Raw genomic sequence first — 24,029 nt, forward strand, 5'->3', positions numbered from 1 at the left:
ATAATCAGTTGTTAGTTGTTTCATCTACACGATGTAATGATCCGACATGATGGTTTTTCCACCACTCAATACCAAGTCTTATCCTTTCCATTACTCACAAGGAAAACGTTACATCTCCGGTGATATTTTTCCAGCTAGTAAGAATCACTTTAACCAAGCCTATCTCTATCTATTTGCTTGGCGATATGAAGGAACATTATAAGAAATCCCAGCAAATCACTTGGCCGCTTACAAGTAAGTAAATTGGAAAGCCAAGTTCATTTGTCGTGGTGTACTTCACATGGCTAAAACCTTCCGTCCTTCCACACTGCATCTATAAGGATGCACTGATTCACTGCGGACATAATAAAGTGAAACTTCATTTGGTGGGGGTTTCTATCCTCCCTCACCAAATGTTAGTTGAACGAATCGGACCTTTACTGGCAGTTGTCCCCCACTTAGAATGCTTGATTTCCCGTATTCTTGAACTGGGGGTCTTACTGCCAGTTAAGGCGGGATAAACCATACTGGGCAAAATTCTCCCATTAATTATTAGGACATTATACACAGCATACAGAAGGAGGAACTTCATATATGAACGAATTTACTATTGTAGCACTTATGATTGATATAAGTATTATTTCTGGATTATTACTTGCAGGTACCGTTTTACGTGCAAAAATAAAGTGGATGCAGGCGCTTTTTCTTCCTGCAAGCATGATTGCCGGTTTTATTGGACTAGCTTTAGGACCAAGTGGCCTAGATTGGTTGCCTTTTTCTGATCAATTCAGTTCCTATCCCGGTCTTTTAATTGCCGTTATTTTCGCCGCCATTCCAATTGGCGCAGCAAAGGTTAATTTGAAGGAGATCATTCACCGTGTAAGAGAAATGTGGTCCTTTTCCATGCTTTTAACGCTTTTAATGTGGGGTGCAGGTGCATTGTTTGGCCTCATCGTACTAGTCCCACTATTTTCCGATTTACCAAGTGGCTTTGGGTTAATTCTTGGAGCCGGATTCCTTGGAGGTCATGGAACTGCGGCAGCAATTGGGGAAGGATTCCAATATTACGGATGGGATGAGGCGATGGACCTTGCCATGACATCTGCAACGATTGGGATTTTAATTGCAGTCCTAGGCGGATTAGTGCTAGTAAAACAAAGCACTGAAAAAGGGCACACGCGCTTTATCAAGAGCTTTAAGGAGCTACCAACCGAATTGCGTTCAGGTCTAGTTGGAAAAAGAGAACGTGTAGCGATGGGGGAAGAAACAGTCTCTTCAAGCTCTATTGACCCACTTGTCCTGCATATTTCGATCATTGCCCTTGTTATTGGGATTTCTTATTGGGTCTCAGATATTTTACAGCAGGCGATTCCTGCAGTTTCCATACCGCTATTCAGTATAGCCTTTATCCTGGCATTGCTTTTCCAAGTGGGGAGTCGCAAAGTGAAGGCAGACGACTATATTGATCAACGTGTAATGGAACGTATTGGCGGTACAGCTACTGACTACTTAGTAGCGATCGGGATTGCATCGATCAACATTACCGTTGTAGTAGATTATGCCTTACCGCTTGCACTACTGTTTTTATTCGGGACTATTTGGGCTTATATTCTTTTCCGTTTTATCGGGCCAAATATCTTTAAAGATTTCTGGACAGAAAAATCCTTATTTGGCTGGGGATGGAGTACTGGTACAGTAGCAATGGGACTAGCCCTTCTTCGTATTGTCGATCCAGAATTAAAGAGTAAGACGACTGATGATTACGCCTTGGCATATATTGGCGTAGCTCCATTTGATATCGCGATTGTTACATTTGCTCCAATTTTGGTTTCCTTTGGCTTTACATGGGTTATTCCACTAGTCTTGCTTCTTGCAGGAGCGATTATCATTTTTGTCCACCGCTCCTTCGGCCTATGGGGAAGACAAAAACTTGACGGGTAAGGATTTAGGTAGGGAGAATTGGCGAAAAAGCTGTTGCCAACGAATAATACAAAACTAAAAACGATATATATTTTGCAAGCAAAACGCCGAAAGATTTTCAAACTCTCAGGGGAAGAGATGAATCTTTCGGCGTTTTATTACTATATAAGTTGCAGACATTATTTACGATTCTTTTTCTAAAAAGTCCTCAGGCAAAGCAAAACGTTCATTTAGTAACATAAGCTCCAATGAATTATCCTTTTCTTCTTGAACCTCTTCCTTAAGCACTGCCATTTTTTTATGAATCCCTTCCATTTTACGATCCAGTTTTGTCGCAGAATCTGCTGCTTCTTTTAACTCTGCCATTAAATGTTCTGGCACTTCTTTATTGTATTTATAGTAAATTTTATGCTCCAGACTAGCCCAAAAGTCCATGGCTATTGTTCGTATTTGAATTTCCACATACATTAATTCTTCCCGGTCTGACATGAAAATTGGTATTTGCAAAATGAGGTGTAAACTCTGATACCCATTAGGCTTAGGGTTTTTAATATAATCCTTGCATGCAACGACAGTGATATCTTTTTGCCTTTGTAGCATATTGCTTATCTCATAGATATCCGATATAAAAGAACATGTTATCCGGATACCTGCAATATCTCGTATCTTCTCTTTTATGATTGGAAGTGACAGGGCATATTCTTTCTTTTTTACCTTGTTAAGAATACTTTCGGGTGATTTCAGTCGTGATTTTACATGTTCAATTGGATTGTATTCATGAATATAATGAAATTCTTGCTTTAATATATCAATTTTCGTATTCATTTCGTGCAAAGCAAACTTATAAGACATCATAAATCTTGTTAACTCTACTTTCAGGTTTTTAAGATCATTGACCGTTCCTGCTACCATATGCAACTTTCCTCCTCAAGCTTCACCTGCAAAGTCCTCTCTGCAGCATCGTTAATTCTGTTTTATAATTCTCCAATGCCTGTTTATCTGAAAGGTTTCCAGAAAATTTCTCCATCATGTTTCGCATCGTAACCGCGATAATAATTTGCATGAGATGTGCCAACTCACTATCTGATTCAATATTTAACAGTGTCATATTGAGATGATCTTTGAGGCTGGAGACCATCTCTTTGTCGTCACCATAGCTAAACATTTCCGAAAGTGATTGCTCTACCCTATGGGATCGATTGAGAAAAGCATGCTTTAGAAATTGAAGGTTTTCCTGTCCTGGTATTTCCTTCAAAAGAATGGCATACATCTCCGTCATTGTTTTAAAAAGGTTTCCCCTATGCTCTTTTAAAAGGGAATAAAAAATATGTTGCCGCTTCTGTGCTTGCATATTCAGTAAAAAGAAGTAAGCATCTTCTTTCCCTTCAAAATATTGATAAAAGCTTCCACGAGGTATACCTGCTTGTTTGACAATATTTGCTATAGAAGCCTCATAAACAGGCACACGAGAAAACTCTTGCTCAGCTGCTGCAACCAACTTTTGTTTCTTTTCTTTGGGAAGGTTGTAAAATGTTAAAGTCGGCATAATATCTACTCCTATTGTGACACCGTGTCACTTGTATATAATAATATATTACCTGACACCACATCATAGTTCAATACGATATGACGCGATGTCATGTAATAGACACAATTATGCCCGGAAATGTTTGCGGTACTCTTCAATGAACGCCACAGGAGAGTCCTTCACCGTATACGAAAAAACACCTTTACTGGTATGTAAGTATAGCAGTCCCCCACCGTCATTACCTATTTCTCGATAAGACATATCCAAGATATCTTCCATTGAAAACTCTCTATTTTGACTCGTAATTTTTTGATCAAATAGCTTAAGAGCCCGTTCATGTTCAATATCAATCTGTTCTATACTTGTTACCTTGCGCTCGACTTTAAAATACGACTGTTGAGCCAATAGCTTCATACCAACCCTCCATTCCCCTCCATCTTACTAACTCCAATTGATGAACGCAATGAAGACATTCCCGTCGACCCAGATGGCAGTAGGAGGCGAGTTGGTAAACCTATAAGGTTAGTAGCTTTGCCTGTATGTTAAAACCTTAAGAAGATATCGTGATAGCATGGCCGGTTTCAGCTGACTCGAGCATTGCCAAAACCACTCGCAATGATACTAATGCATCCTCCCCAGAAGCAATTGGCTTTCTACCACTTTGCACACAATCAATAAATGCATTAATGACGCCTGTATTGGTCTGAACATCATTCGTTTGCATTTTTTCTAACTGGTAGTGAACCTTTTCTCCATTAGAGTGAATCACTTCAAGCTGATAATCCGGATGATGGTAGATCTTTATGATTCCTTTTTCACAATATAAGATGGTGCTGTTATCTTCTTCCCCGTAATAAGTCCAGGAAAAGCAAGCCGTTCCTAGACAGCCTTTTTTTGTCTGCATGGTGGCCACAATGTTATCACATACTTCGATTGGTTTCCCTTGTTCATCCACTTTATCGAGCGCCCCCTGAAGGGCACTAATTTTAACGATGTCGTCTTCCAGAAGGTAATGTATTAAGTCCAGCTTATGAATACCCAAATCCCCTGCCACACCAAAACCGGAACGTTCTTTTTTAAAAAACCATGTAGCGTTTGATTTATTTATTCCCCAGTGCTCAGGGCCCTTATGGCCAAAGGTCGTACGAAAGGTCAACACCTTGCCCAACTCTCCGCTTTGAACAATCTCCCTTGCCTTTTGATGCGCCCGTGTAAAACGCTGGTTATGATCAACCATCAATACTGTACCTGACTTCTTTTGGGCATCTATTATTTTTGACGCATCCTCCACCGTCAGGGAGATTGGTTTTTCACACAGTACATGCTTCCCATGCAGCAAGGCTTGCGTTGAGAAAATAGGATGGTTTTCATTGGAGGAACAATCACTCACAACCTTAATATCAGGGTCCTCTAACAAATCGTCCACGGAACCTGCTACAGTACCATCAAACATAGCGGCAAGGCGCTCTGCTCGTTCTGGATTTCGGTCATAGAATACGATTTCTGTAATATGTTCATTCGCTTTATACTCTGGGGCATGTCGAAACCTTGCAATGGAACCACAACCGATAATACCTGCTTTCATGTAATCACTCCCTATTACTCCCGTTTTTGAAATACAACGGCCACGATGATAATTAGCCCTTTGACAAAGCCTTGCAGATGAGGGGAAACGTTCATTAAGTTCATCATATTATTTAAGATTCCAAGGATTAGAACCCCAAAAAACGTCCCAATAATCTTCCCTCTCCCACCAGTCATACGCGTTCCACCGATAATTACCGCAGCAATGGCATCTAATTCATATGACACACCTGAGCTGGAAGAAGAAATAGAGTTAAGTCGTGATGTCTCAATCGTCGCAGCAACACTGACTAATAATCCTGTTAGGCTATATACCCCTATTTTCACGCGGTCTACACGGATTCCTGATAGCATGGCTGCCTTCTCATTACTCCCGATGGCATACACATAACGCCCGAACCTTGTTTTATGCATAAGCAAATACACCAGTACGGTCATAATAAGAAAAATGATGATCGGGTAATCAATCATTAAAATTTCACTATTTGCGATGAACGTAAACCCGGAAACCTCTCCAGAAATACTTCCTCCATCTGCAATATAGAGAGCAATAGACCTGGCTGCTGCCATCATGCCTAACGTAGCTATAAAGGAGGCAATTCTTCCCTTGGCAACCATTAAACCGTTAAGGAGGCCGGCGAAGGAACCCACAATAAATGCGGTCAGTACAGCTGCGACAATACTGCCAGTTGCGTTTAATGCAATAACAGTAATGACGCCAACTAACGCAAGAACAGACCCTACAGAAAGGTCAATTCCTCCTGATAACATAACGACGGTCATTCCTAGCGCGATAATCCCAATAATGGATACCTGCATCAAAATGTTCATTTGGTTCGTTAAATCAAGAAACCTCGGACTCATAAATGATGCTGCAATAAAGATAATTAAAAATGCGACAATAACGCTGTATTCAGACCACAGCCACGTTAGTCTTTCTTTGAAGTCTGGACGTTTTGGTTTATGACTTTGCTGTGGTTGCATTTCTGTGTTTCCCACCTTCTCCTACCTCCCTTTTCGATCCTGTTGCGTAACCCATAATCATATCCTCTGTTGCATCGTCCCCATGAATGCCGGCTATCATTTCCCCTTGATAGAGCACATGGATATAGTGACAAACCTTCATTACCTCCGGGGCTTCTGAAGAGAGAATAATAATTGCCTTACCTTCCGCTGCCAGATCAATAATATGCTGATAAACTTCACGCTTTGCTCCCACATCAATGCCCTGTGTAGGATTATCAAAAATAAGTACATCTGGTCCAACTTCAAGCCACTTCGCTATGACAACCTTCTGTTGATTCCCACCACTCAATTTATCAATTGTGACAGAAGGGTTATGCACTTTTATGTTTAATTTCTCTTTGTAATAGGAGAACCTGCTTTTCTCTCTTTTTTCCTGAATAAACCCACCCTTTTCAAAATGCCCCATCGAAGAAAGTGTCAGATTATGAATGACATTTAAGTCCTTTATAATGGCATTTTCCTTCCGATTTTTTGGTACAAGGCCAAGCCCCGCCTTCAGCGCATGCTTTGGATGGTTTATGTTGACCTGCCTCCCATTTATTTTCACTACTCCGTTAGAATGTTTCCGATACCCAAATAATGTTTCAATAATCTCTGTTCTTCCATCACCTGCAAGCCCGGTAAAACCGATAATTTCCCCTTTTCTCACAATAAAGTTAATATCATGAAAAAGTTCCTCACTACTCAACTGTTTAACCTCTAACACAACATCTCCAAAGGAATGGCTTTGAACAAATCTTTCCTCCGATACAGATTTACCGACCATCATGTTCGTAATTTGATCAAGTGCTGTATCCTTCACACTTCCTGTACCAACCCACTCCCCGTCACGCAAGACCGTATAACTATCACAAATCGCTTCGATCTCCTTCAATTTATGGGAAATATAAATAATGGAGACACCAGTCTGGCGAAGCTTTCTCATAAAGGTGAACAACCTCTCCACCTCATGTTCCGCAAGGGCTGTAGTCGGTTCATCCATAATAATGATGCGGGATTTGTGCAATAGCGCTTTTGCTATTTCAATTAATTGCTTGTAGGAGGTATCTAAATTACGGACATACTCCCTAGGATTTAATGTCACTCCTAGCTTTTGCAGTATCTCTTTCGTTTGCTGGCACATCTCTTCTTCTTTTATAATGCCAAACTTATTCCGTAATTCTGAGCCGAGAAACATATTTTCATAAATTCGTAAATCACCAACGACGTTTAATTCCTGGTGTATAAAACGGATCCCAAGTTCTTGTGACGCTTTCGGTGTAGAGAAAACCACTTCCTCCCCATCAACCAGGATGGATCCTTCATCTGCAGAATGCACCCCTCCAAGAATGTTCATGAGCGTCGATTTCCCTGCCCCATTTTCGCCAAGTAAAGCATGAATCTCACCCTTCTTCACTCGCAAAGAAACCTTTTTCAATACAGAGACTCGATTAAATGCTTTGTCTATATCGTTCATTTCGACAATCCAATCATTCGACATAGCTTTTATCCCCTTTACCAATTCACCTTCGCTCTTCTTTTAGAGAAAAATGTACGGGCTCCGTTACACTGTATACAGATAAAGGAAACACAATGAAGCTATCCATGTCACATTGTGTTTCCTATCCAATCAGTTAGAATTTGGAGTCTGGATCGTAATATTCCTCCACGTTTTCCTTCGTTACTTTTGTTGCATCCAAGATAACCATTGTTTCCTCTGGCTCTTCTCCTTTTGCCAGGTTAGCAGCGATTTTGACGCCCTCTCTCACCATCGTTGGCGAATAGAGGAAGGTAGCTGAGATAAGACCATCGTCTCTAACACTCTCAAATACTTCCTTTGCCCCCCCTGCCCCTGTTACGAATTGGATGTCATCTCGTCCTGCTTCTTTAATCGCCTGCACAACTCCTAATGCCATTCCGTCATCCTGTGTAAATACAGCGTCGATTTCCGGCTGTGCTTGCAAGATATTTTGCATGACTTCCAAAGACGTTTCTGTGGAGAAATCTCCACTCTGTGATGCAATAATTTCCATTCCGTCCGTTTTCTCTACTGCCTCTTGAAACCCTGATCCCCGTTGTTCTGTAACAGAGTTTGGCGGCCCAGTGATCTCAACAATTTTGCCTTTTCCACCTAGCTTTTCAATAAAATACTCGCCCGCATTTACGCCAATCCCTTCGTTATCACCCTTTACTACAACTGTCGCCGCATCATTCTCCAGCTCCCGATCCACAATCACTAACGGGATACCAGCATCCTTTACTTTTTGCCCAACAGGCGATAAAGCTGCAGACTCAATCGGAAGCATGACAATCACGTCTACTTCTTGAGAAATAAGATCGTCTACATCATTTGCCTGTGAGTTCGGGTCGGCAGCATTTGTCATGACATAGTTAATGCCATCTGCTTCTTGAATTTCCTTCGCTTGACTTTCGGCATTGTCAATTAAAGCTCCCATCCACCCATGTGTTGCTGAAGGAAGAGAAATCCCAATGGTTAGTTCCTCGTCTCCTCCACTTTCACTTGAGCTATTACTCTCTTCTCCACAAGCGACTAAACCAATAATAAATAAAGCCAACACAAACAACCAAAGCTTTCTCAAACCATCCACCCCTTTTGTATTTTGTGTTCAGCCAACCTAGTGTAAACGATTACATAATGCCGCAAACTAAGGCCAGCGCTCTATTATCAAATCACACATTTCATAACAGAGCGCTAGTCTCAGGTGGTTAACGGTTAATCCGGAGTATGGAAATTTTCATGTTTTTTTGTAAACGTTTTCAAATACATAATATTACATTGCAAATTTTCTGTCAATAAACTTTTTAAATATCATAAAAACAGTTGATTTATTATTATGAATTCTATATGTTTAATAATGTAAAGGATTACAATATGAAAGTTTACGATATTTATAGAGGAGGTTATGTTATGAAATTAGGTGTTTTTACAGTATTATTCTCCGGTAAGTCATTTGATGACATGTTAGACTATGTTTCTTCAAAAGGATTGGAAGCAGTGGAACTAGGAACTGGTGGATTTCCTGGAGACGCACACTGTAAGATTGACGATTTGCTGAACGACGAACAAAAAATATCCGATTTTAAGCAAAAGGTGGAAGATCGCGGCTTAATTATTAGCGCACTAAGCTGTCACGGAAATCCTCTTCACCCACAAAAGAAGATTGCTGAACCCGCGGATGAAGTATTACGAAATACGATTCTACTAGCTGAAAAGCTGGGTGTATCCGTTGTAAACACTTTTTCTGGATGTCCCGGCGACCATGAAGGAGCCCTTTATCCAAACTGGCCGGTTACCCCGTGGCCACATGATTTCCAAGAGGTTCTCAAGTGGCAATGGGAAGAAAAACTAATCCCGTATTGGACGGAAATTAACGATTTAGCTGAAAAGCATGGCGTGAAGATCGGACTTGAGCTGCATGGTGGGTTCTCTGTACATACACCTGCCACGATGCTAAAGCTCCGCGAGGCATGTGGACCAGCAATTGGCGCAAACTTAGATCCGAGTCATATGTGGTGGCAGGGGATTGATCCAATAGAATCCATTAAAATCCTCGGTCGTGAGAATGCTATCCACCATTTCCATGCAAAAGACACGATCATTGACCAGCCAAACATGAATCGAAATGGGCTTACAGATATGACGGATTATTCCCAAATGCGTGATCGTGCCTGGTATTTCAGAACAGTTGGATTTGGTCATGATACGAAAACATGGGCAGATATGGTCAGCACGTTACGTCTAATGAATTATGATTATGTAGTTAGCATTGAACATGAGGACGGCCTTATGTCAGTGGATGAAGGCTTTACCAAAGCGGTGGAAAATCTAAAGCCAGTGATGGTTAAGGAATCCATGGGCGACATGTGGTGGGCGTAAAAGAAGCAGTGCTTTAAGAATTTGCTGAGTAGATAAAGAATATCCTCTTAAGAATAGATTGCGGTAAGCCTCGTAGTTGGACACAGGAACAAAGGCTAAGACGTTATACCGTGTGGCCGCGATTTGGCGACGCACGTCCTGTTGGCACGAGACTTACCATCTATCTTGAGGAAACTGTAATTTTCCTTTTTAGTGAAGAACGTCATCGATACTTTGCTCTTATTTTCCCGTCTCAGAAAATCGCTTTATCCTTTCGCCAATCTCATCTCGAACGCGTTGAAAGAATTGCCATTTTTCTTCTTCTGATCCTTCTGCTTTTGCCGGATCATCAAATCCCCAATGTTCTCTTCGAACCGTAGGCGGTGTGACAGGGCATTTATCCGCTGCATCCCCACAGAGCGTGACAGCCAGGTCTGCATGGTTTAAAATTTCTGGATCAATTATGTCAGAGGTCTGATCAGAAATATCGATCGAAACCTCCTTCATCGCTTCAACAGCTTTTGGGTTTAAGCCATGTGCCTCAATTCCCGCACTTTTTACTTCCCACTCATCACCAAGCAGATGTTTTGCCCAGCCTTCTGCCATTTGGCTTCGGCATGAATTTCCTGTGCATAAAAAGTAAATAATTTTTTTCTCCATCTATTTTGCCTCCTATAGTAAAACTAATGTTACGTACAAACCAATCAATGTAATGAATAAAATAGGGATCGTCAAGATAATTCCTGTCTTAAAATACGTACCCCAGGAGATTTTTATCCCCTTCTGTGATAAAACATGGAGCCATAATAAGGTTGCCAGTGAACCAATCGGCGTAATCTTTGGCCCAAGATCAGAGCCAATTACATTGGCATAAATCAAAGCTTCCCTCATAACACCTGATGTATTTGTCTCGGCAATAGCGATAGCATCAATCATGACGGTCGGCATATTATTCATAACCGAAGAAAGAATCGCCGCAATAAATCCCATCGCGACGGTGGCAACGAATAGCCCCTGCTCCGCACTCTTTTGAATTAAGACTGCCAATAAGTCCGTAAGACCGGCATTACGTAAGCCAAACACCACTACATACATACCAATGGAGAAGAAAACAATGGCCCAAGGTGCCCCTTTTATGACAGAAAGGGTATCGACAGCCTTGCTTGATCTGGCCATCGCCAAAAAGAAAATCGCTACAACACCAGCTACTATAGAAACAGGTAGCTGAATGAATTCACTAACAAAATAACCAACAAGCAACACTCCCAGCACATACCAAGAAAGGCGGAACATTTTTATATCTTTAATGGCTTCTGCCGGTTCCATTATTTCCTCGACATTGTAAGTAACAGGAATATTTTTTCTAAAGTAGAGGTACAGAACAAGAATGGTTGCTCCTAGTGAAAAGAAGTTAGGTATAATCATGCGTGAAGCATATTCTATAAACCCGATTTGAAAAAAGTCCGCAGAAACAATATTCACTAAATTACTTACGATTAATGGCAAAGATGTCGTATCCGCAATAAACCCACTTGCCATAATAAAAGGAAAGACCATTTTCTCTTTAAACTTTAGATTACGGACCATTGCTAAGACAATAGGCGTAAGGATTAAGGCAGCACCGTCATTTGCAAAAAATGCGGCAACAATTGCTCCTAACAAACTTACATAAACAAACATCCGCACACCTCTGCCTTTTGCCGCTTTGGCCATATGTAAGGCAGCCCACTCGAAAAATCCAATTTCATCTAGTACTAAAGATATAAGAATAATAGCTACAAAGGCAAGGGTTGCATTCCAGACAATTCCTGTAACTTCTGCTACGTCCTGAAAATCAACCACTCCAACTAATAAAGCAAGAATTGCACCGGCACAAGCTGACCAGCCAATTGACAACCCTCTTGGCTGCCATATAACAAAAATTAAGGTCACCAAGAAAATAAGCAAAGCCATGATGACAGTTAACAACATATTCCCTCCTAACAACAGTTTACTCTCGTTCCCTTTTCGTCAAGATCCCTTAAACGGTAACGCTGATCAGGAAGGTTGACTAATATAGGAGAGATAAAGCCGTAATATTCGTTCTTCTTATTCATGGAGTAAAAGACCCACTGTCCTTTTCTCTCTTCTTGAATAAGACCTACGTCTCGCAGTTTTCGTAAATGCTGGCTAATCGATGGTTGACTTACTTGAAAAATTTCTACAAATTCACACACACATATCGTATCTTCGTCCAGTAATTTCATCATAATGAGCCGCGTTTTATCCCCAAGTAGTTTTAAAATTACCGCTACCTTCTCTACTTCTATGTTCGCTTCTTTCACTTTTCACCACCCCTTACATAACCATATAACTATATACTTATCTATGCAAACATTTAAAAGCATGCTACGTTAGCAGCATGCTCTCTTTGCTTAATTCTCTTCTTTTTCCTTTAAAATCTGAATACGTTTTAAAGTGCGGTCATCTGTCTGCAGAATATTGAACGTCAATCCAGAAAGGCTCAATGATTCTCCTTCTTCAGGGAAATAATTGAACTCTTTAATTAAATAACCTGCAAGTACATCTTCCTCTTCTGGTATCTCGGTATGAAAAATTCGGTTCAGACGATGGAGTGGAATTTTGCCGTGACAAACAATTTCATTGTCTGTCACTTTCTCCACTAGTGCTTCACTGACAATATCTGTTTCATCTTCAATTTCAAGTCCAATCAACACTTCAATAATATCCTCGTGGGAAATAATCCCTTCTGTTCCTCCATACTCATCCAATACGACCGCCATATGCTTCTTTTCCTGCATCATTTTGCGGAAGACATACTCAATGGAATGGAATTCAAACACAATGAGGGGTTCCATATCACTAAAAGTTTCCAACGTATCTGCTGTATCCATAGACCATGATAATAAATATTTAGAGTGAAAGATACCGACTATATTATCCACGTCGTCTTCATAAATTGGATACCTGGTAAACGGATTTCGTATCGCTACATCCCTTACTTCTTCAAAAGCCGCATCTTTTGGCAGACCCACAATATCTACCCTTGGTGTCTTTAGAGCATCCTTCACATTTAAATTATTGAATTCGAGTACCCCTTTTATACGGTGTGACTCGTCTTGTTTAAATATCCCCTCTGTCCGGGCTATATCCACCATGGCACGAATTTCTTCTTTGGAAATAGACGCCTCGGTATCCTGTCCTTTTGAAAGCATTCTTATAATAAAACCCGTAATGGCATTTAACATTAACGTAAGTGGTCTAAATATGGTAACCACTGCACGAATAATTGGATATACAATATAAGAGATTCGGTCTGGAAAAGTTGCTGCAACCGATTTTGGAATTACCTCTGAGAAAATAATTATGACAACTGTCAATATAGCCGAGGCCAAGCCAACATTAAATCCATACTCTAACGCCACCATTGTCACCAAGGTTGGGAGTAGTATGTTGGCGATATTATTTCCAATTAAAATAGATGTAATAAACTGTTCAGGTTTTGATACAAGGTTTAAAAGCTTTTCAGACTTTTTATCATTATTATTAGCCTTCGTTTGTAGCCTCATCTTATTCGCCGCGGTTAATGCGGTTTCACTACCAGAAAAGAAAAAAGATACAAATAGTAAAATGATTATAGCAATAATCACTTGGTTAATTCCTCCTTGGATGAATACAACTTCTTAACAATATTGTTCTCTATATAATAAAGTAATACCCCTTACATGAAAAGAAAAACGAATAGTGTTGCACATGATTTGACTTGTACTGGTTAAAGTAATAAGGGGACATTTTATCCCACCTTAACCGACAGTAAGACCCCTGGGTTCAACTGCCAGTAAAGGTCCGATTCGTTCAACTAACATTTGGTGGGGAGGAAAGGAAACCCCCACCAAATGAAATTTCACTTTATTTAGGAGGGGTTCAAGTGGAGGGTACAAAGGAATTTGTAAAGAAATTTAATGATACAAAACAAAAGGACTTACAAAATAAAAAGCGTCAAGGCTTTGATGATCCTGCCAAAAAGCTCCCGAATAAAAGGCATTAAGGGGCTATACGATGGAAAAACAACGTGCAATGGAAATAATTGAAGCGCCGCATTTGATTCAGGTTTATTACGCGGGAATCCCGGTCTATATTCAGTCTGTCACTGAGACCGAGGGTACCGCCACGGTTTTCCCACTCGATGAAATGGATCATGAACAACTTGTTGATATCGACCGCTTATCTGAAAGCATTCTAGATGAATCTAAATAACAAAAAGGCGATAAGATAGCAAAATACAGCCGGGCGTTAACTCGAATACTCCCGTAATAATTCGAGCTACCGTCCGGCTGTTGGGTGAATAAAGTGGAGTTCCCCCTCTCCCTCCACCAAATGTTAGTTAAGGCGGGATAATCCCTTTCCCTATTCTCAATCTTTATTCTGTTTACGGTCCACTCTAAAGAGCGCTACTTGATTATCAGATCCTGTTAAGAGCTTTGTTACATAAGAAACGATTAATCGATAATTTTCCTCTATCTTCTCTGCCAGGAAACTTGTTCGCTCAAACAGTGTGGAACGAAGCATGTCTACCTGTCTGGACAATTTTTCAGAAACGGCTTCTTGATTTTCCATACTGGCTATTATGGACTTCTGATTCTCCTCCTGGTTAGCCAGTTTGGTTTCCACGTTCTGTTGCCATTCAGTTTGTAACTCCACGATCCTTTGTAAATGCTCCTCTTCTTTTTCACGAGCGTGTAACGTCCCCGTCATTTCTTTCTGTGCGGAGGAGATCTCTTCCACTTTCTGAACAAGCTCCTTGTTTGTTACGCGTGACGCTTCTAATAGCTGTTCCATCCGTGTGTTCTTTTCTTCAAGCTGATGCAAATGCTGGGTTAACCTATCTCCCTTACTATGAGTAGCCACATTACTCTGCTGTAATTCTTCTAACTTGTTAAGCATCTCTTTCCATTGCTTGGCATTTTTGTCTGCTTGCATATCATAATGAAGTTTCATTTGTAGTTGCTGTTGGTGTATGGAATGGTTTACTTTCCTTTGTTCTCTTATCATTTCTGCTACATGGTTTCGTATATAAACGCTCTGATTTGGCTCTTTTAAGGCTCCCTCATTTTTAAACAAGTTGTGGTGCTTGTTTCGATCAATATATAGCCCCATACCTGTCATCCTTTCTGGGTTCTTTCCTTATAGATTATGCAATGACATCAAAAGTGGGACACTAGCCAAATATTTGATACACTATGAGAAAAGCCTATTTTATTTGAATCGAGATAGGACGGTGGAAGAATGCTAAAGCATTGGCTGGATGACGCAAACTATACGGTCGTGTTTACAGGAGCTGGCATGTCAACGGAAAGCGGTCTACCCGACTTCCGTTCTTCAAACCAGGGGCTATGGAATAACCTTGATCCGAGTCGTATTGCCAGCACAGACGCTCTAAATCAGAACGTACACGCCTTCACGGAATTTTACCGCCAGCGTGTACTTGGTGTAAAAACGTACGAGCCTCATAAAGGGCATTACATTTTAGCCGATTGGGAAAAGCAGGGTAAGATCAAGTCTATCATCACGCAGAATGTGGATGGGTTTCATCAAGAAGCGGGGTCTGAACAGGTAGCGGAATTACACGGGACTCTGCAAACCTTACATTGCCAAACCTGTCAGAAAAAATATAGCAGTGAAGCGTATGTCGATAAAGAGTACCATTGTGTTTGTGGAGGGATATTGCGACCATCCATCGTATTATTCGGGGAAACCTTTCCCCAGCAGGCTTTTCAGCAAGCTCTTCGGGAAACCCAAGCCTGTGATTTGTTTCTCGTACTCGGCTCTTCCTTAAGTGTAACGCCAGCAAACCAATTTCCATTAATTGCGAAAGAAAATGGCGCAAAGCTAGTCATTATTAATAGAGAAGAAACAAGTCTTGATCGATATGCAGACTTTGTGGTTCACAAAAGAAATATTGGAGACATACTAAAGGAGCTGGATTCCTAAACCCAGCTCCTTTTATTACGCCATCCATTTTGGCGGTATGTTTTTGTCCCAATATATCTCACCGATTTCTCGGTGTGTTTCAAAATTATCGCTTTTTACGTGGTAATGGAAATTAAACCAGTATCCTTCCATCGGGCGGTTATCACGGCGCACGTGAAACTTAGCAAAGGCTTTGTTTGTACGGACATCATAGAGGTTAAATATTTTTTCTCCCCAACCGTCTGTCGGTTGATCCGTAATTCCCACGTAAGGGAAATCTTCTTCGGCAATTGTAGCCAGCGTACTCGTTACGGACTCCTCTACCCCCGTTAGGATTGCATCAAGGAAAGTAGGGTCTATTTTAGAGGAAATTTTCGGACCTAGCTTCTTTAGCGTCTGCGCCTTTGCCTCTTCTGACAGCGACTCGGAAAGGGACAAGCCATCTGATTGCTTGTCATCTTCCTCTATAGGGCTCTCCGTTTCCGTAAGGGACGAGGATATATCTTCTTTTATGTTCGTTTTGGCAGAAATATCGTCTTTCGTCTCATCAGCAGTTAAATAGGCTGGAGGTACATACATTCCCAGCGTCATAATGGTAATGAGGACGACTGCCGCCTTCCTTAGCCATAGCTTCATAATCCGGACTCCTTTAGTATACTTACTAAAAGTTTACCACACTGAAAAATGGTGTCCATATTATTTTAAAATTTTAATAAAGATGTTGTAATTTTCGGGTAATCCATTCTTTACATAATAACCGCTATGTAGGAAAGCCTAATAAATAATTAAAATAGTCAGGAGTGAACGTTCACATGAATGAAGAGAAAAAGGTTTATCTGGATGCTGGAGAAATCGCCGCATTATGGACCGCATATGTTAATGATAGTATGTCGGTTTGTGTGCTTCAGTTTTTACTACAGAATACGGAAGATCCTGATATTAGACCAGCCATCGAGACTGCCCTAAACATTTCTAGTGATCATATTGACAAGTTAAACCACCTCTTTGAAGAAGAGGATTACGCATTACCAAATGGTTTTACAAGTAAAGACGTTCAGTTAAATGCCCCATGGCTATTTTCGAATACATTTTGCCTCACTTATGTCAACCATATGGCAAAGGTAGGCATGATCTCATACAGTGGTATGTTGTCCATGAGTACAAAGACAACGGTCCGAGGCTATTTTACCAATGCTCTAAAAGAAACCGCTGACTTATACAATCGAACACTTGAAATTGCAGAAAGCAAAGGAATTAATGCACGTATTCCATTTATTGAGGTACCGAAAAAGACTGAATACATTAACAGCAAGGAATATTATAGTGGACTGAATCCATTTAGTGATAAGCGACCTTTAAATGCTATCGAAATCTCTCACTTATATACGAATATTCTCTCAAATTATGTTGGCATGAAACTGTGTATAGGCTTTGCACAGACTTCCCCCACCAAAAAGGTGCAAGACTTTTTGTTAAGGGCAAAAGAGATCTCTAAAAAGCATATGAAAATATTTAATTCTATCCTATACGAAAACCATATCGAAACACCACAGCTTCCTGACGTAGCAGTTAGCTCTTCCGTAACAGAAACCTTTTCTGATAAATTGATCATGTTTCAAATGTCTTTACTTACTTCCGCCGGAATTGGAAATTACGCTACTGCCGCTGCCGCCAGCCAAAGGTTGGATTTGGCTGCTAATTATGAACGTCTTTCGCTTGAAGTTGCTAAGCTTGCCAAGAGCGGAGCAGACCTTATGATTGAGAATCATTGGCTAGAACAACCTCCCGGAACAAAGAACAGGGATAAGCTTGCAAGGGAGAAAAACTAGGGAAGCAGCACAATAGTATGCTGCTCCCTTTCATGAATAGGTATACTTTACAAATTCCGCTGATAAACCTTCTTCCCATCGTATGAATAGACGACTGGCTTTTCTTCAATAATCGTTTCCATATAAACTGTTTTGCCCCATAGCTGGTGAACATACGGTAAAACATTTTCTAAATAACCTATGTCCAGCTCCATTCCTTCATAGCTATGCTTCAAGTATAGTTCTCCATTTCGTAAATAATCACCATTCTCTACGGTAATATACGGGAAGCCTCCGTTTACCCTCATGGATACAAGCTGATCCCGCACTTCTTCATATTTTTTATCCGTAATCGTATAGTCTCTGCCTTTTTTCTCAAAAAGATAAAGATCCTCTCGTTGCACAAGCTCCTTTGTTAAATAGTTACGAATAAATGAGATGTCTGCCTCGACCTCTCGCACTTCAAACATTTTCTCTCTCCCAGAACCTTTTGTCACACCTAGCTCCTGCATTTCTTTTGTCGGATTGTTATAGCGTTCCTCAATATCTTCAAAGATTTTCAATCCAAGGTAGTAAGGATTAATGCCTTGCTTTGATGGCTGGACGACCCCTGCATTAAGAGTGGCAAATTCAATGGTATCCTCTGTGCTAAGGTCCATTTCTCTCAAAATTCTTTGATGCCAGTACGACGCCCAGCCTTCATTCATGATTTTCGTTTCCATCTGTGGCCAGAAATAAAGCATTTCCTCCCGCATCATCGTTAAAATATCACGTTGCCAGTCCTCTAGTTCTTTGCTGTACTCTTCGATAAATAGTAAAAGATCCTTTTCCGGATGTGGAGGAAACTTCTTACGCTTCTTCACAAAACGCTTTTCTTCAACTGCTCTTTTATCCAAATCCCAAAGATCATCATAATCTGTTTTCATTCTGGATGGTTCTTCTTCTCCCTCATCTAAATTGTACGCAGGAAGTTTTGGTCGAATTATCGAGGGGTCAATATGTTCCTGGATAGCAAGTACTGCATTAAGAAACTGTTCCACCTCATCTTTTCCATAAATCAACTCATAATTTGCAATTCTCTCTGCCGTAGCGGTCATACTTTCCACCATATCTCGCCTTGTATTTGAAAAACGCACATTATTTTTAAAGAAGTCACAATGAGCAAGCACGTGTGCAATAATCAACTTATTTTGTATGAGACTGTTGGTATCAAGTAAGAAGGCATAACAAGGATCCGAATTGATTACGAGCTCATAAATCTGGCTTAAGCCAAGATCATATTGTAGTTTCATTTTATGAAATTGCTTTCCAAAGCTCCAATGAGAGAAGCGTGTGGGCATTCCATAAGCCCCAAATGTATAAATAATGTCAGCAGGACAAATTTCATAGCGCATCGGGTAAAAATCCAACCCAAAATCAGATGCGATTTCGGTGATTTCCTCAATTGCATAGGTAAGTGCTTTCGTATTGGACAACGACTATCCCTCCCATTAACCTTTATACAGTGTATGAGAAGGGCTATTAATGATGAACAATTTTCTAACATCCATGCTACACAGGGAAATTTTACAAATCGAAACAATTCCTATTTACAAATCGTAACCATTACGTTATGATATGTAAAGATTAAAATGTAAGGGAGAGCAAAATAAATGAAAAAGAGAAACTACATAGTTCTTATTGGACTATTGCTTTCACTGTTACTCATAACGGCATGTAATAGCGAATCGGAAAATACTTCAGCCGACAACGGAGAAGACACAGGGGAAAATCCACTAAAAATATATACGACATTATATCCTCTAGAGGATTTCACGAAGAAAATTGGCGGAGAGTTTGTGGATGTGGAAAGCATCATGCCACTAGGTGCCGACGCTCATAACTTTGAGCCAACTTCAAAACAAATGGTGGATATAGCGGAAGCTGATGCCTTTATTTACAACGGAATGGGCATGGAATCATATGCAGAAAGCATGTCTTCTGCACTTGAAGGGGAAGACGTTACATTAGTAGAAGCAACCGACGGCATTGAGAGCGTAGAGCATAGCCATGATCATAGTCATGGAGAAGAAGGTTCTCATGATCATGACCATGAAGGCGAAGAAGCCAGCTCTGGGGAAGAAGCTCACAATCATGACCACGAGGGTGAAGAAGCCAGCTCTGGGGAAGAAGCTCACAATCATGACCACGAAGGGGAAGAAGCTAGCTCTGGAGAAGAAGCTCACAATCATGACCACGAAGGTGAAGAAGCTAGCTCTGGGGAAGAAGCTCACAACCATGAAGGTGAAGAGGAAGCACATGCGCACCATCACCATGGTGGCCAAGATCCACACGTTTGGTTAGATCCAGTTCGTGCAATTGCGCTTGCTGAAAATATAAAAAATCAGCTAGTTGAATTGAAGCCTGAGGAAGAAGAAACGTTTGAAGCAAACTTTGAAACGTTGAAAGCAGATTTAGAAGAGCTTGATAGCGAGTTTCATAACTTGGTAGAATCAAAAGAGAATCCAGAAATGATTGTTTCTCACGCAGCGTACGGCTACTGGGAAGAAACCTATGGCATTAAGCAAATAGCGATCGCCGGCCTATCTTCTAGTGAGGAGCCTTCCCAGAAGGAATTAACAGAAGTCATTAATGTGGCTGAAGAAAAAGACTTGCAGTATGTCATTTTCGAACAAAACGTAACGACTAAGGTCGCTGAGGTAATTCGCAATGAGATTGGTGCAGAACCATTACAATTGCATAACCTCTCTGTTTTAACCGAAGAAGATGTCGAAAATGATGAAGACTACTTCAGTCTTATGCAAAAGAACATTGAAACGTTAGATACAGCTTTACAATAGAATAAAGTAGGAAGTGTCTCACATTGAGATACTTCCTTTTTTTATGTTTATTCAAAAGAATAATAGTTTCATAGTAAGAGTTAACCCTATAAATACTGTATCTGTACTGGATAAACATATGGCTGTTCAGGCTGTTCGATGGTCTTCCAATCTGTAATTTGGATGGTAGGCATTTGTTTTCCATTGTATTCTTGTATGGTTAGCTCACCAGTTGCCTCTATCCATGTATCTTGGGTTAATTCACCAGCCCCCTCAAACTCTGATAAAAATCCTACAACTCCTGCATCTGCTATACAATGTGTTATAAGAAATCGTGAAAGTACAACTTGGCTTTGCGTGAATCCTTGTTCTCTGTACACAAACCCGCTAAAACTTATCTTTTTTCCAACAAATGCAGATGGGTTATTGTTAATTTCCTGGTAAACAGCTGCATACATTTGCTCTGTCATGGTAATTTCCTGGGACTGTTTTAATGCTTCGATTTTGCTTTCATATTCTTCGCTTGTCATGGTATTCGTTAACACATTTGGATCAAAAGCAGTATGGTCACCTGTAGGAATTCCCCCTTGGTTTACAGGGTCCTCAGAACCTTCCTCTCCTTGGCTGTTAGGTCCATTGTTTCCAAGAGATAGCATAATCCCTTTCTTCTCAGCAATGGAGGCATCCAAAGTTGTTTCTGGAAATATTAGGCCTGTGGCAAGTGGAAGGATAATAATTCCATATGAGAAAACCTTCTTCAATGTTAGCGGGCCATCTCCATGATCATGCTTATGGCCAGCGTGATTGCAGTGTGCATGCTTATGACGTGGTTTCTCATACGACCAAATACGAAATATCTGTGTTAAAAAAAGAACCAGAAACAGCCATGCACCTATCATACTTAAATGCTCATATTTCGGATTAATATAATGGACAATATCACCTGTTTGGTGAAGCTGAACTAGAAAGGCGACAAAAGCCATTAAAATAACTGCCCGAAACGCCTGCTGGAACTGTACGCGCATTTCCCCACCCCCTCGCTAAAATCTACTGAAAAGCATAATCGATACAAACACCATAATGGAAACAATGACGACAAATAATCCGACAAATCTTGCTCTAAAAACACTAAGCATCATAAATGTGTTTTTTAAATCAGGCTCTATAATATATGTTGGGGTACAGAGAAAATTCAGCTAAATAAAACACGCAAACTCCGAATTTTGTTAGACTTGTTTTAACCACAAAACAATAACAAAAGGAGTTGCGTGTAAGTGAATTTTAACATTTCTTTCCCAGGTTTAGAAGAGTTTCGTATTAAAAAAACGATTGAAAATGGTGGAGTTTTTCAGCTGCATGTGGAACTGGATGCCAAGCCCCATCGTTGTCCAACGTGTAATACCCTAACACAAAAGGTGCACGATTACCGCACTCAAAAGATACAGCACTCAAAACTGTTTATGAGAGAGACGCTAATTTTTTACCGTAAACGTCGCTATAAATGTGAACACCCACAATGTAAAAGGCGTTTTTATGAAAATAACTCATTGGTAGAACGCTATCAACGGCAGTCCAAAGAACTAAAGCAAGCTATTGCGTTAGAGCTAATTCATGGAAAAAACTTTAAAGCAATTGCCTCTCGATTTAACACTTCCGCAACTACTGTAATGCGTAGGTTTGATAAAGTGGGATCTAGCTTTTTGGAGGAAACACGGGAGTTACCTTCTGTAATCGCTATTGATGAATATAAGGGAGATTCAGACGGAGAAAAATACCAAACCATTATTGCCGATCCGGTGGATCGGAAGCCCCTCGAGATATTGCCGGATAGGAAAAAAGAAACGGTAGAGGCTTATCTAAGAGAGCATGGTCAGAAAGTAGAAAAAGTTGTAATGGACATGAGCCATTCCTTCAAAGCAGCTGTGGACCAAGCATTAGGGAAACCTATTGTAGTAGCTGACCGTTTTCATTTCTGTCGGCATATTTATTGGGCACTTGAGCGTGTAAGGAGAAAAGAACAAAAGCAATTTAGCGACTACGATCGTAAAAAGTGTAAGCGGATGAAACATGTGTTTAATAAGAAGCATGAAGATTTAACGGAGAAACAACGCTGGTATCTGGAACGTTACTTGAAAATGTCTGATACCTTGCGGACAGCATACCAATTAAAAGAAGCTTTTCGGCTTTGGTTTGAAGAAGCAAAGGCCCTAGGGCCTTCTAATTTAACGGCAGTCAAAGAACGTTTGTATGAGTTTTACGACTTGGTAAAAGCGTCTGGAATTGAGGAATTTAAAAAGGCCATGGAAACCTTTCAAAATTGGCAAAAAGAGATTATGAATAGCTTTGCCTTTAATTTACATAATGGGTATGTGGAGGGGATTAACAACCAAACGAAAGTAATAAAGAGGAATGCTTTTGGATACCGTCGTTTTGATCGGTTTAGAATGAGAGTATTATTACATCATCAATATAAAAATATAAATGGGCGAGTCGCATAAAGAAGGAGTGAGCGTTAGCTCACCCCAACATTTGACTTAGAACCTTAAATCAATCATCGGCCCATAAATTAAGAAGCTTAGTATGGCAGTGTCCGGAAATAGCCCTCTAAACGATGCTCCAATAAATGCATCTGCTTCTGAACAAAGGGACAATACATAAGCTAATGCCATCATGACCACAGTGGATGAGGCCAGCCCGCTCCCCAATGCTACCAAATCACCTGAAGAAACGTATGTCTGCACAAAGGCTGCTAAAGCGGCCCCAATAATTAGGTACTTCCCCATGTCGAAAAATTCGTCTACGGCATGTGTAAAAGTATGTTTTACCTTCTCTTGGAAACTACTATGTTTCTCCGATTGTACAGGGAACTTTTGCTTTAGCTGATTTCCTTTGAATATAAAGCTAATCACGATTGCAATAACCATTGCGATGACAAAGCCTAGGATCATACGCGATGCGGCCATCCAAACATCGTTCCCAAAAGCCATGTATGTGGATAAAATAACAACAGGGTTAATTAAAGGTCCTGTAAGCAGAAAACCTACTCCCGCATATATGGGCACCCCTTTACCAACAAGCCTTCGTACTATAGGTACAATGCCACATTCACAAGCTGGAAAGCATGCCCCAACGACACAACTCATCATGATTGCCAGGTATTTATTCCGCGGAATCCATTTTCGTATATGTTCATCTGTTACAAACACCTGTATAAGCCCTGCAATTAAAACTCCTATTAAAACAAAGGGCAATGCCTCTATTAAAATGCTTAAAAACAGCATGTTCATGTGATAGATAGACTTAGGCAACTCTATTATTTCCTCAACCCGTTCACTAAAGGTTAATAGTATCATAACGATTGCAAAGATAAACAGCCCTGTTAGCTCAACCAATAATGTATGCCGCTTGCTGATCATAAGTAGATTCCCTCCCTATCATTTGGTACATGCCTTTTCCATTCATCCTATTCTTTTTGATGAAATACTAGAACTTTCTTTTTTATTTCATTGACGCAGACGATTTAAGTTTTGCATATCTAT

At 40.4% G+C, this 24,029-nt stretch carries 24 protein-coding genes; 8 read left to right on the plus strand and 16 right to left on the minus strand.

Going from position 1 to position 24,029, the window contains the following annotated elements; genetic code table 11:
- Nucleotides 1-573: 573 nt before the first annotated feature.
- Complete coding sequence (locus LG273_RS17720; protein WP_404456228.1) at nt 574-1,920, plus strand: sodium/glutamate symporter; 1,347 nt, start codon at nt 574-576, stop codon at nt 1,918-1,920.
- 162 nt (nt 1,921-2,082) lie between these two features.
- Here LG273_RS17720 and LG273_RS17725 read toward each other — a convergent pair whose 3' ends face one another.
- From LG273_RS17725 to LG273_RS17755, 7 genes are all read right to left on the minus strand, one after another.
- The gene (locus LG273_RS17725; protein WP_404456231.1) at nt 2,083-2,811 is read right to left on the minus strand and encodes a GTP pyrophosphokinase family protein; all 729 of its coding nucleotides are present in this window, start codon (nt 2,809-2,811) and stop codon (nt 2,083-2,085) included.
- 22 nt (nt 2,812-2,833) lie between these two features.
- Nucleotides 2,834-3,445: a TetR/AcrR family transcriptional regulator gene (locus LG273_RS17730; RefSeq protein ID WP_404456234.1), complete on the minus strand. Its 612-nt coding sequence runs from the start codon at nt 3,443-3,445 to the stop codon at nt 2,834-2,836.
- A 108-nt stretch (nt 3,446-3,553) separates the two neighbouring features.
- The gene (locus LG273_RS17735) at nt 3,554-3,841 is read right to left on the minus strand and encodes a hypothetical protein (RefSeq protein ID WP_404456237.1); all 288 of its coding nucleotides are present in this window, start codon (nt 3,839-3,841) and stop codon (nt 3,554-3,556) included.
- A 136-nt stretch (nt 3,842-3,977) separates the two neighbouring features.
- On the minus strand, nt 3,978-5,012 hold the full coding sequence (locus LG273_RS17740; protein WP_404456240.1) for a Gfo/Idh/MocA family protein: 1,035 nt from the start codon (nt 5,010-5,012) through the stop codon (nt 3,978-3,980).
- A gap of 14 nt (nt 5,013-5,026) precedes the next feature.
- Nucleotides 5,027-6,010 (minus strand): ABC transporter permease, encoded by a 984-nt coding sequence (locus LG273_RS17745; RefSeq protein WP_404456243.1) that lies wholly within the window; start codon nt 6,008-6,010, stop codon nt 5,027-5,029.
- Nucleotides 5,973-7,517, minus strand: coding sequence for a sugar ABC transporter ATP-binding protein (locus LG273_RS17750; protein WP_404456246.1), 1,545 nt, complete (start codon nt 7,515-7,517; stop codon nt 5,973-5,975). Before LG273_RS17750 ends, LG273_RS17745 begins: the two co-directional genes overlap by 38 nt.
- 133 nt (nt 7,518-7,650) lie before the next feature.
- Entirely contained in the window at nt 7,651-8,616 is a 966-nt protein-coding gene (locus LG273_RS17755; protein ID WP_404456249.1) for a substrate-binding domain-containing protein, read from the minus strand.
- Nucleotides 8,617-8,945: 329 nt separating this feature from the next.
- On the opposite strand from LG273_RS17755, the gene LG273_RS17760 reads away from it, so the two are divergent.
- Complete coding sequence (locus tag LG273_RS17760) at nt 8,946-9,914, plus strand: sugar phosphate isomerase/epimerase family protein (protein ID WP_404456252.1); 969 nt, start codon at nt 8,946-8,948, stop codon at nt 9,912-9,914.
- A gap of 219 nt (nt 9,915-10,133) precedes the next feature.
- Here the strand turns inward: LG273_RS17760 and arsC are convergent, their stop codons facing one another.
- The 4 genes from arsC to LG273_RS17780 form a co-directional block, all read right to left on the minus strand.
- Nucleotides 10,134-10,553, minus strand: a complete 420-nt coding sequence (gene arsC / locus LG273_RS17765; protein WP_379562617.1) for an arsenate reductase (thioredoxin) — start codon at nt 10,551-10,553, stop codon at nt 10,134-10,136.
- A 12-nt stretch (nt 10,554-10,565) separates the two neighbouring features.
- Nucleotides 10,566-11,864, minus strand: a complete 1,299-nt coding sequence (locus LG273_RS17770; protein WP_379562618.1) for an arsenic transporter — start codon at nt 11,862-11,864, stop codon at nt 10,566-10,568.
- Nucleotides 11,865-11,872: 8 nt separating this feature from the next.
- The gene (locus LG273_RS17775) at nt 11,873-12,217 is read right to left on the minus strand and encodes an ArsR/SmtB family transcription factor (protein WP_404456256.1); all 345 of its coding nucleotides are present in this window, start codon (nt 12,215-12,217) and stop codon (nt 11,873-11,875) included.
- 90 nt (nt 12,218-12,307) lie between these two features.
- Entirely contained in the window at nt 12,308-13,543 is a 1,236-nt protein-coding gene (locus LG273_RS17780; RefSeq protein WP_404456259.1) for a hemolysin family protein, read from the minus strand.
- Between the two features lie 278 nt (nt 13,544-13,821).
- On the opposite strand from LG273_RS17780, the gene LG273_RS17785 reads away from it, so the two are divergent.
- Complete coding sequence (locus tag LG273_RS17785) at nt 13,822-13,941, plus strand: DUF4023 family protein (RefSeq protein ID WP_379562621.1); 120 nt, start codon at nt 13,822-13,824, stop codon at nt 13,939-13,941.
- A gap of 11 nt (nt 13,942-13,952) precedes the next feature.
- Nucleotides 13,953-14,150 (plus strand): H-type small acid-soluble spore protein, encoded by a 198-nt coding sequence (locus LG273_RS17790; RefSeq protein ID WP_404456262.1) that lies wholly within the window; start codon nt 13,953-13,955, stop codon nt 14,148-14,150.
- Nucleotides 14,151-14,306: 156 nt separating this feature from the next.
- Here the strand turns inward: LG273_RS17790 and LG273_RS17795 are convergent, their stop codons facing one another.
- A complete protein-coding gene (locus tag LG273_RS17795) occupies nt 14,307-15,050 on the minus strand; it encodes a hypothetical protein (RefSeq protein WP_404456265.1) in 744 nt (247 codons plus the stop codon).
- A 129-nt stretch (nt 15,051-15,179) separates the two neighbouring features.
- On the opposite strand from LG273_RS17795, the gene LG273_RS17800 reads away from it, so the two are divergent.
- The gene (locus LG273_RS17800; protein WP_404456268.1) at nt 15,180-15,884 is read left to right on the plus strand and encodes an NAD-dependent protein deacylase; all 705 of its coding nucleotides are present in this window, start codon (nt 15,180-15,182) and stop codon (nt 15,882-15,884) included.
- Nucleotides 15,885-15,899: 15 nt separating this feature from the next.
- Here the strand turns inward: LG273_RS17800 and LG273_RS17805 are convergent, their stop codons facing one another.
- Complete coding sequence (locus LG273_RS17805) at nt 15,900-16,499, minus strand: YpjP family protein (protein WP_404456271.1); 600 nt, start codon at nt 16,497-16,499, stop codon at nt 15,900-15,902.
- A 176-nt stretch (nt 16,500-16,675) separates the two neighbouring features.
- Here LG273_RS17805 and LG273_RS17810 point away from each other — a divergent pair, with 176 nt between their 5' ends.
- Nucleotides 16,676-17,692 carry a DUF3231 family protein gene (locus LG273_RS17810; RefSeq protein ID WP_404456274.1) on the plus strand — a complete coding sequence of 339 codons (1,017 nt, stop codon included), beginning with the start codon at nt 16,676-16,678 and terminating at the stop codon, nt 17,690-17,692.
- A 47-nt stretch (nt 17,693-17,739) separates the two neighbouring features.
- Here LG273_RS17810 and LG273_RS17815 read toward each other — a convergent pair whose 3' ends face one another.
- Nucleotides 17,740-19,146, minus strand: a complete 1,407-nt coding sequence (locus LG273_RS17815) for a SpoVR family protein (RefSeq protein ID WP_404456277.1) — start codon at nt 19,144-19,146, stop codon at nt 17,740-17,742.
- Nucleotides 19,147-19,323: 177 nt separating this feature from the next.
- On the opposite strand from LG273_RS17815, the gene LG273_RS17820 reads away from it, so the two are divergent.
- Nucleotides 19,324-20,511, plus strand: a complete 1,188-nt coding sequence (locus tag LG273_RS17820; protein WP_404456280.1) for a metal ABC transporter solute-binding protein, Zn/Mn family — start codon at nt 19,324-19,326, stop codon at nt 20,509-20,511.
- An 86-nt stretch (nt 20,512-20,597) separates the two neighbouring features.
- Here LG273_RS17820 and LG273_RS17825 read toward each other — a convergent pair whose 3' ends face one another.
- Entirely contained in the window at nt 20,598-21,515 is a 918-nt protein-coding gene (locus LG273_RS17825; RefSeq protein ID WP_404456283.1) for a TIGR03943 family putative permease subunit, read from the minus strand.
- Between the two features lie 249 nt (nt 21,516-21,764).
- Here LG273_RS17825 and LG273_RS17830 point away from each other — a divergent pair, with 249 nt between their 5' ends.
- A complete protein-coding gene (locus LG273_RS17830; protein ID WP_119578682.1) occupies nt 21,765-22,988 on the plus strand; it encodes an ISL3 family transposase in 1,224 nt (407 codons plus the stop codon).
- A gap of 36 nt (nt 22,989-23,024) precedes the next feature.
- Here LG273_RS17830 and LG273_RS17835 read toward each other — a convergent pair whose 3' ends face one another.
- A complete protein-coding gene (locus LG273_RS17835) occupies nt 23,025-23,906 on the minus strand; it encodes a permease (RefSeq protein ID WP_404456286.1) in 882 nt (293 codons plus the stop codon).
- Between the last annotated feature and the right edge of the window lie 123 nt (nt 23,907-24,029).

The organism is Oceanobacillus kapialis (assembly GCF_044790185.1).
In the GTDB taxonomy this organism is placed as follows: domain Bacteria; phylum Bacillota; class Bacilli; order Bacillales; family Amphibacillaceae; genus Oceanobacillus_B; species Oceanobacillus_B kapialis.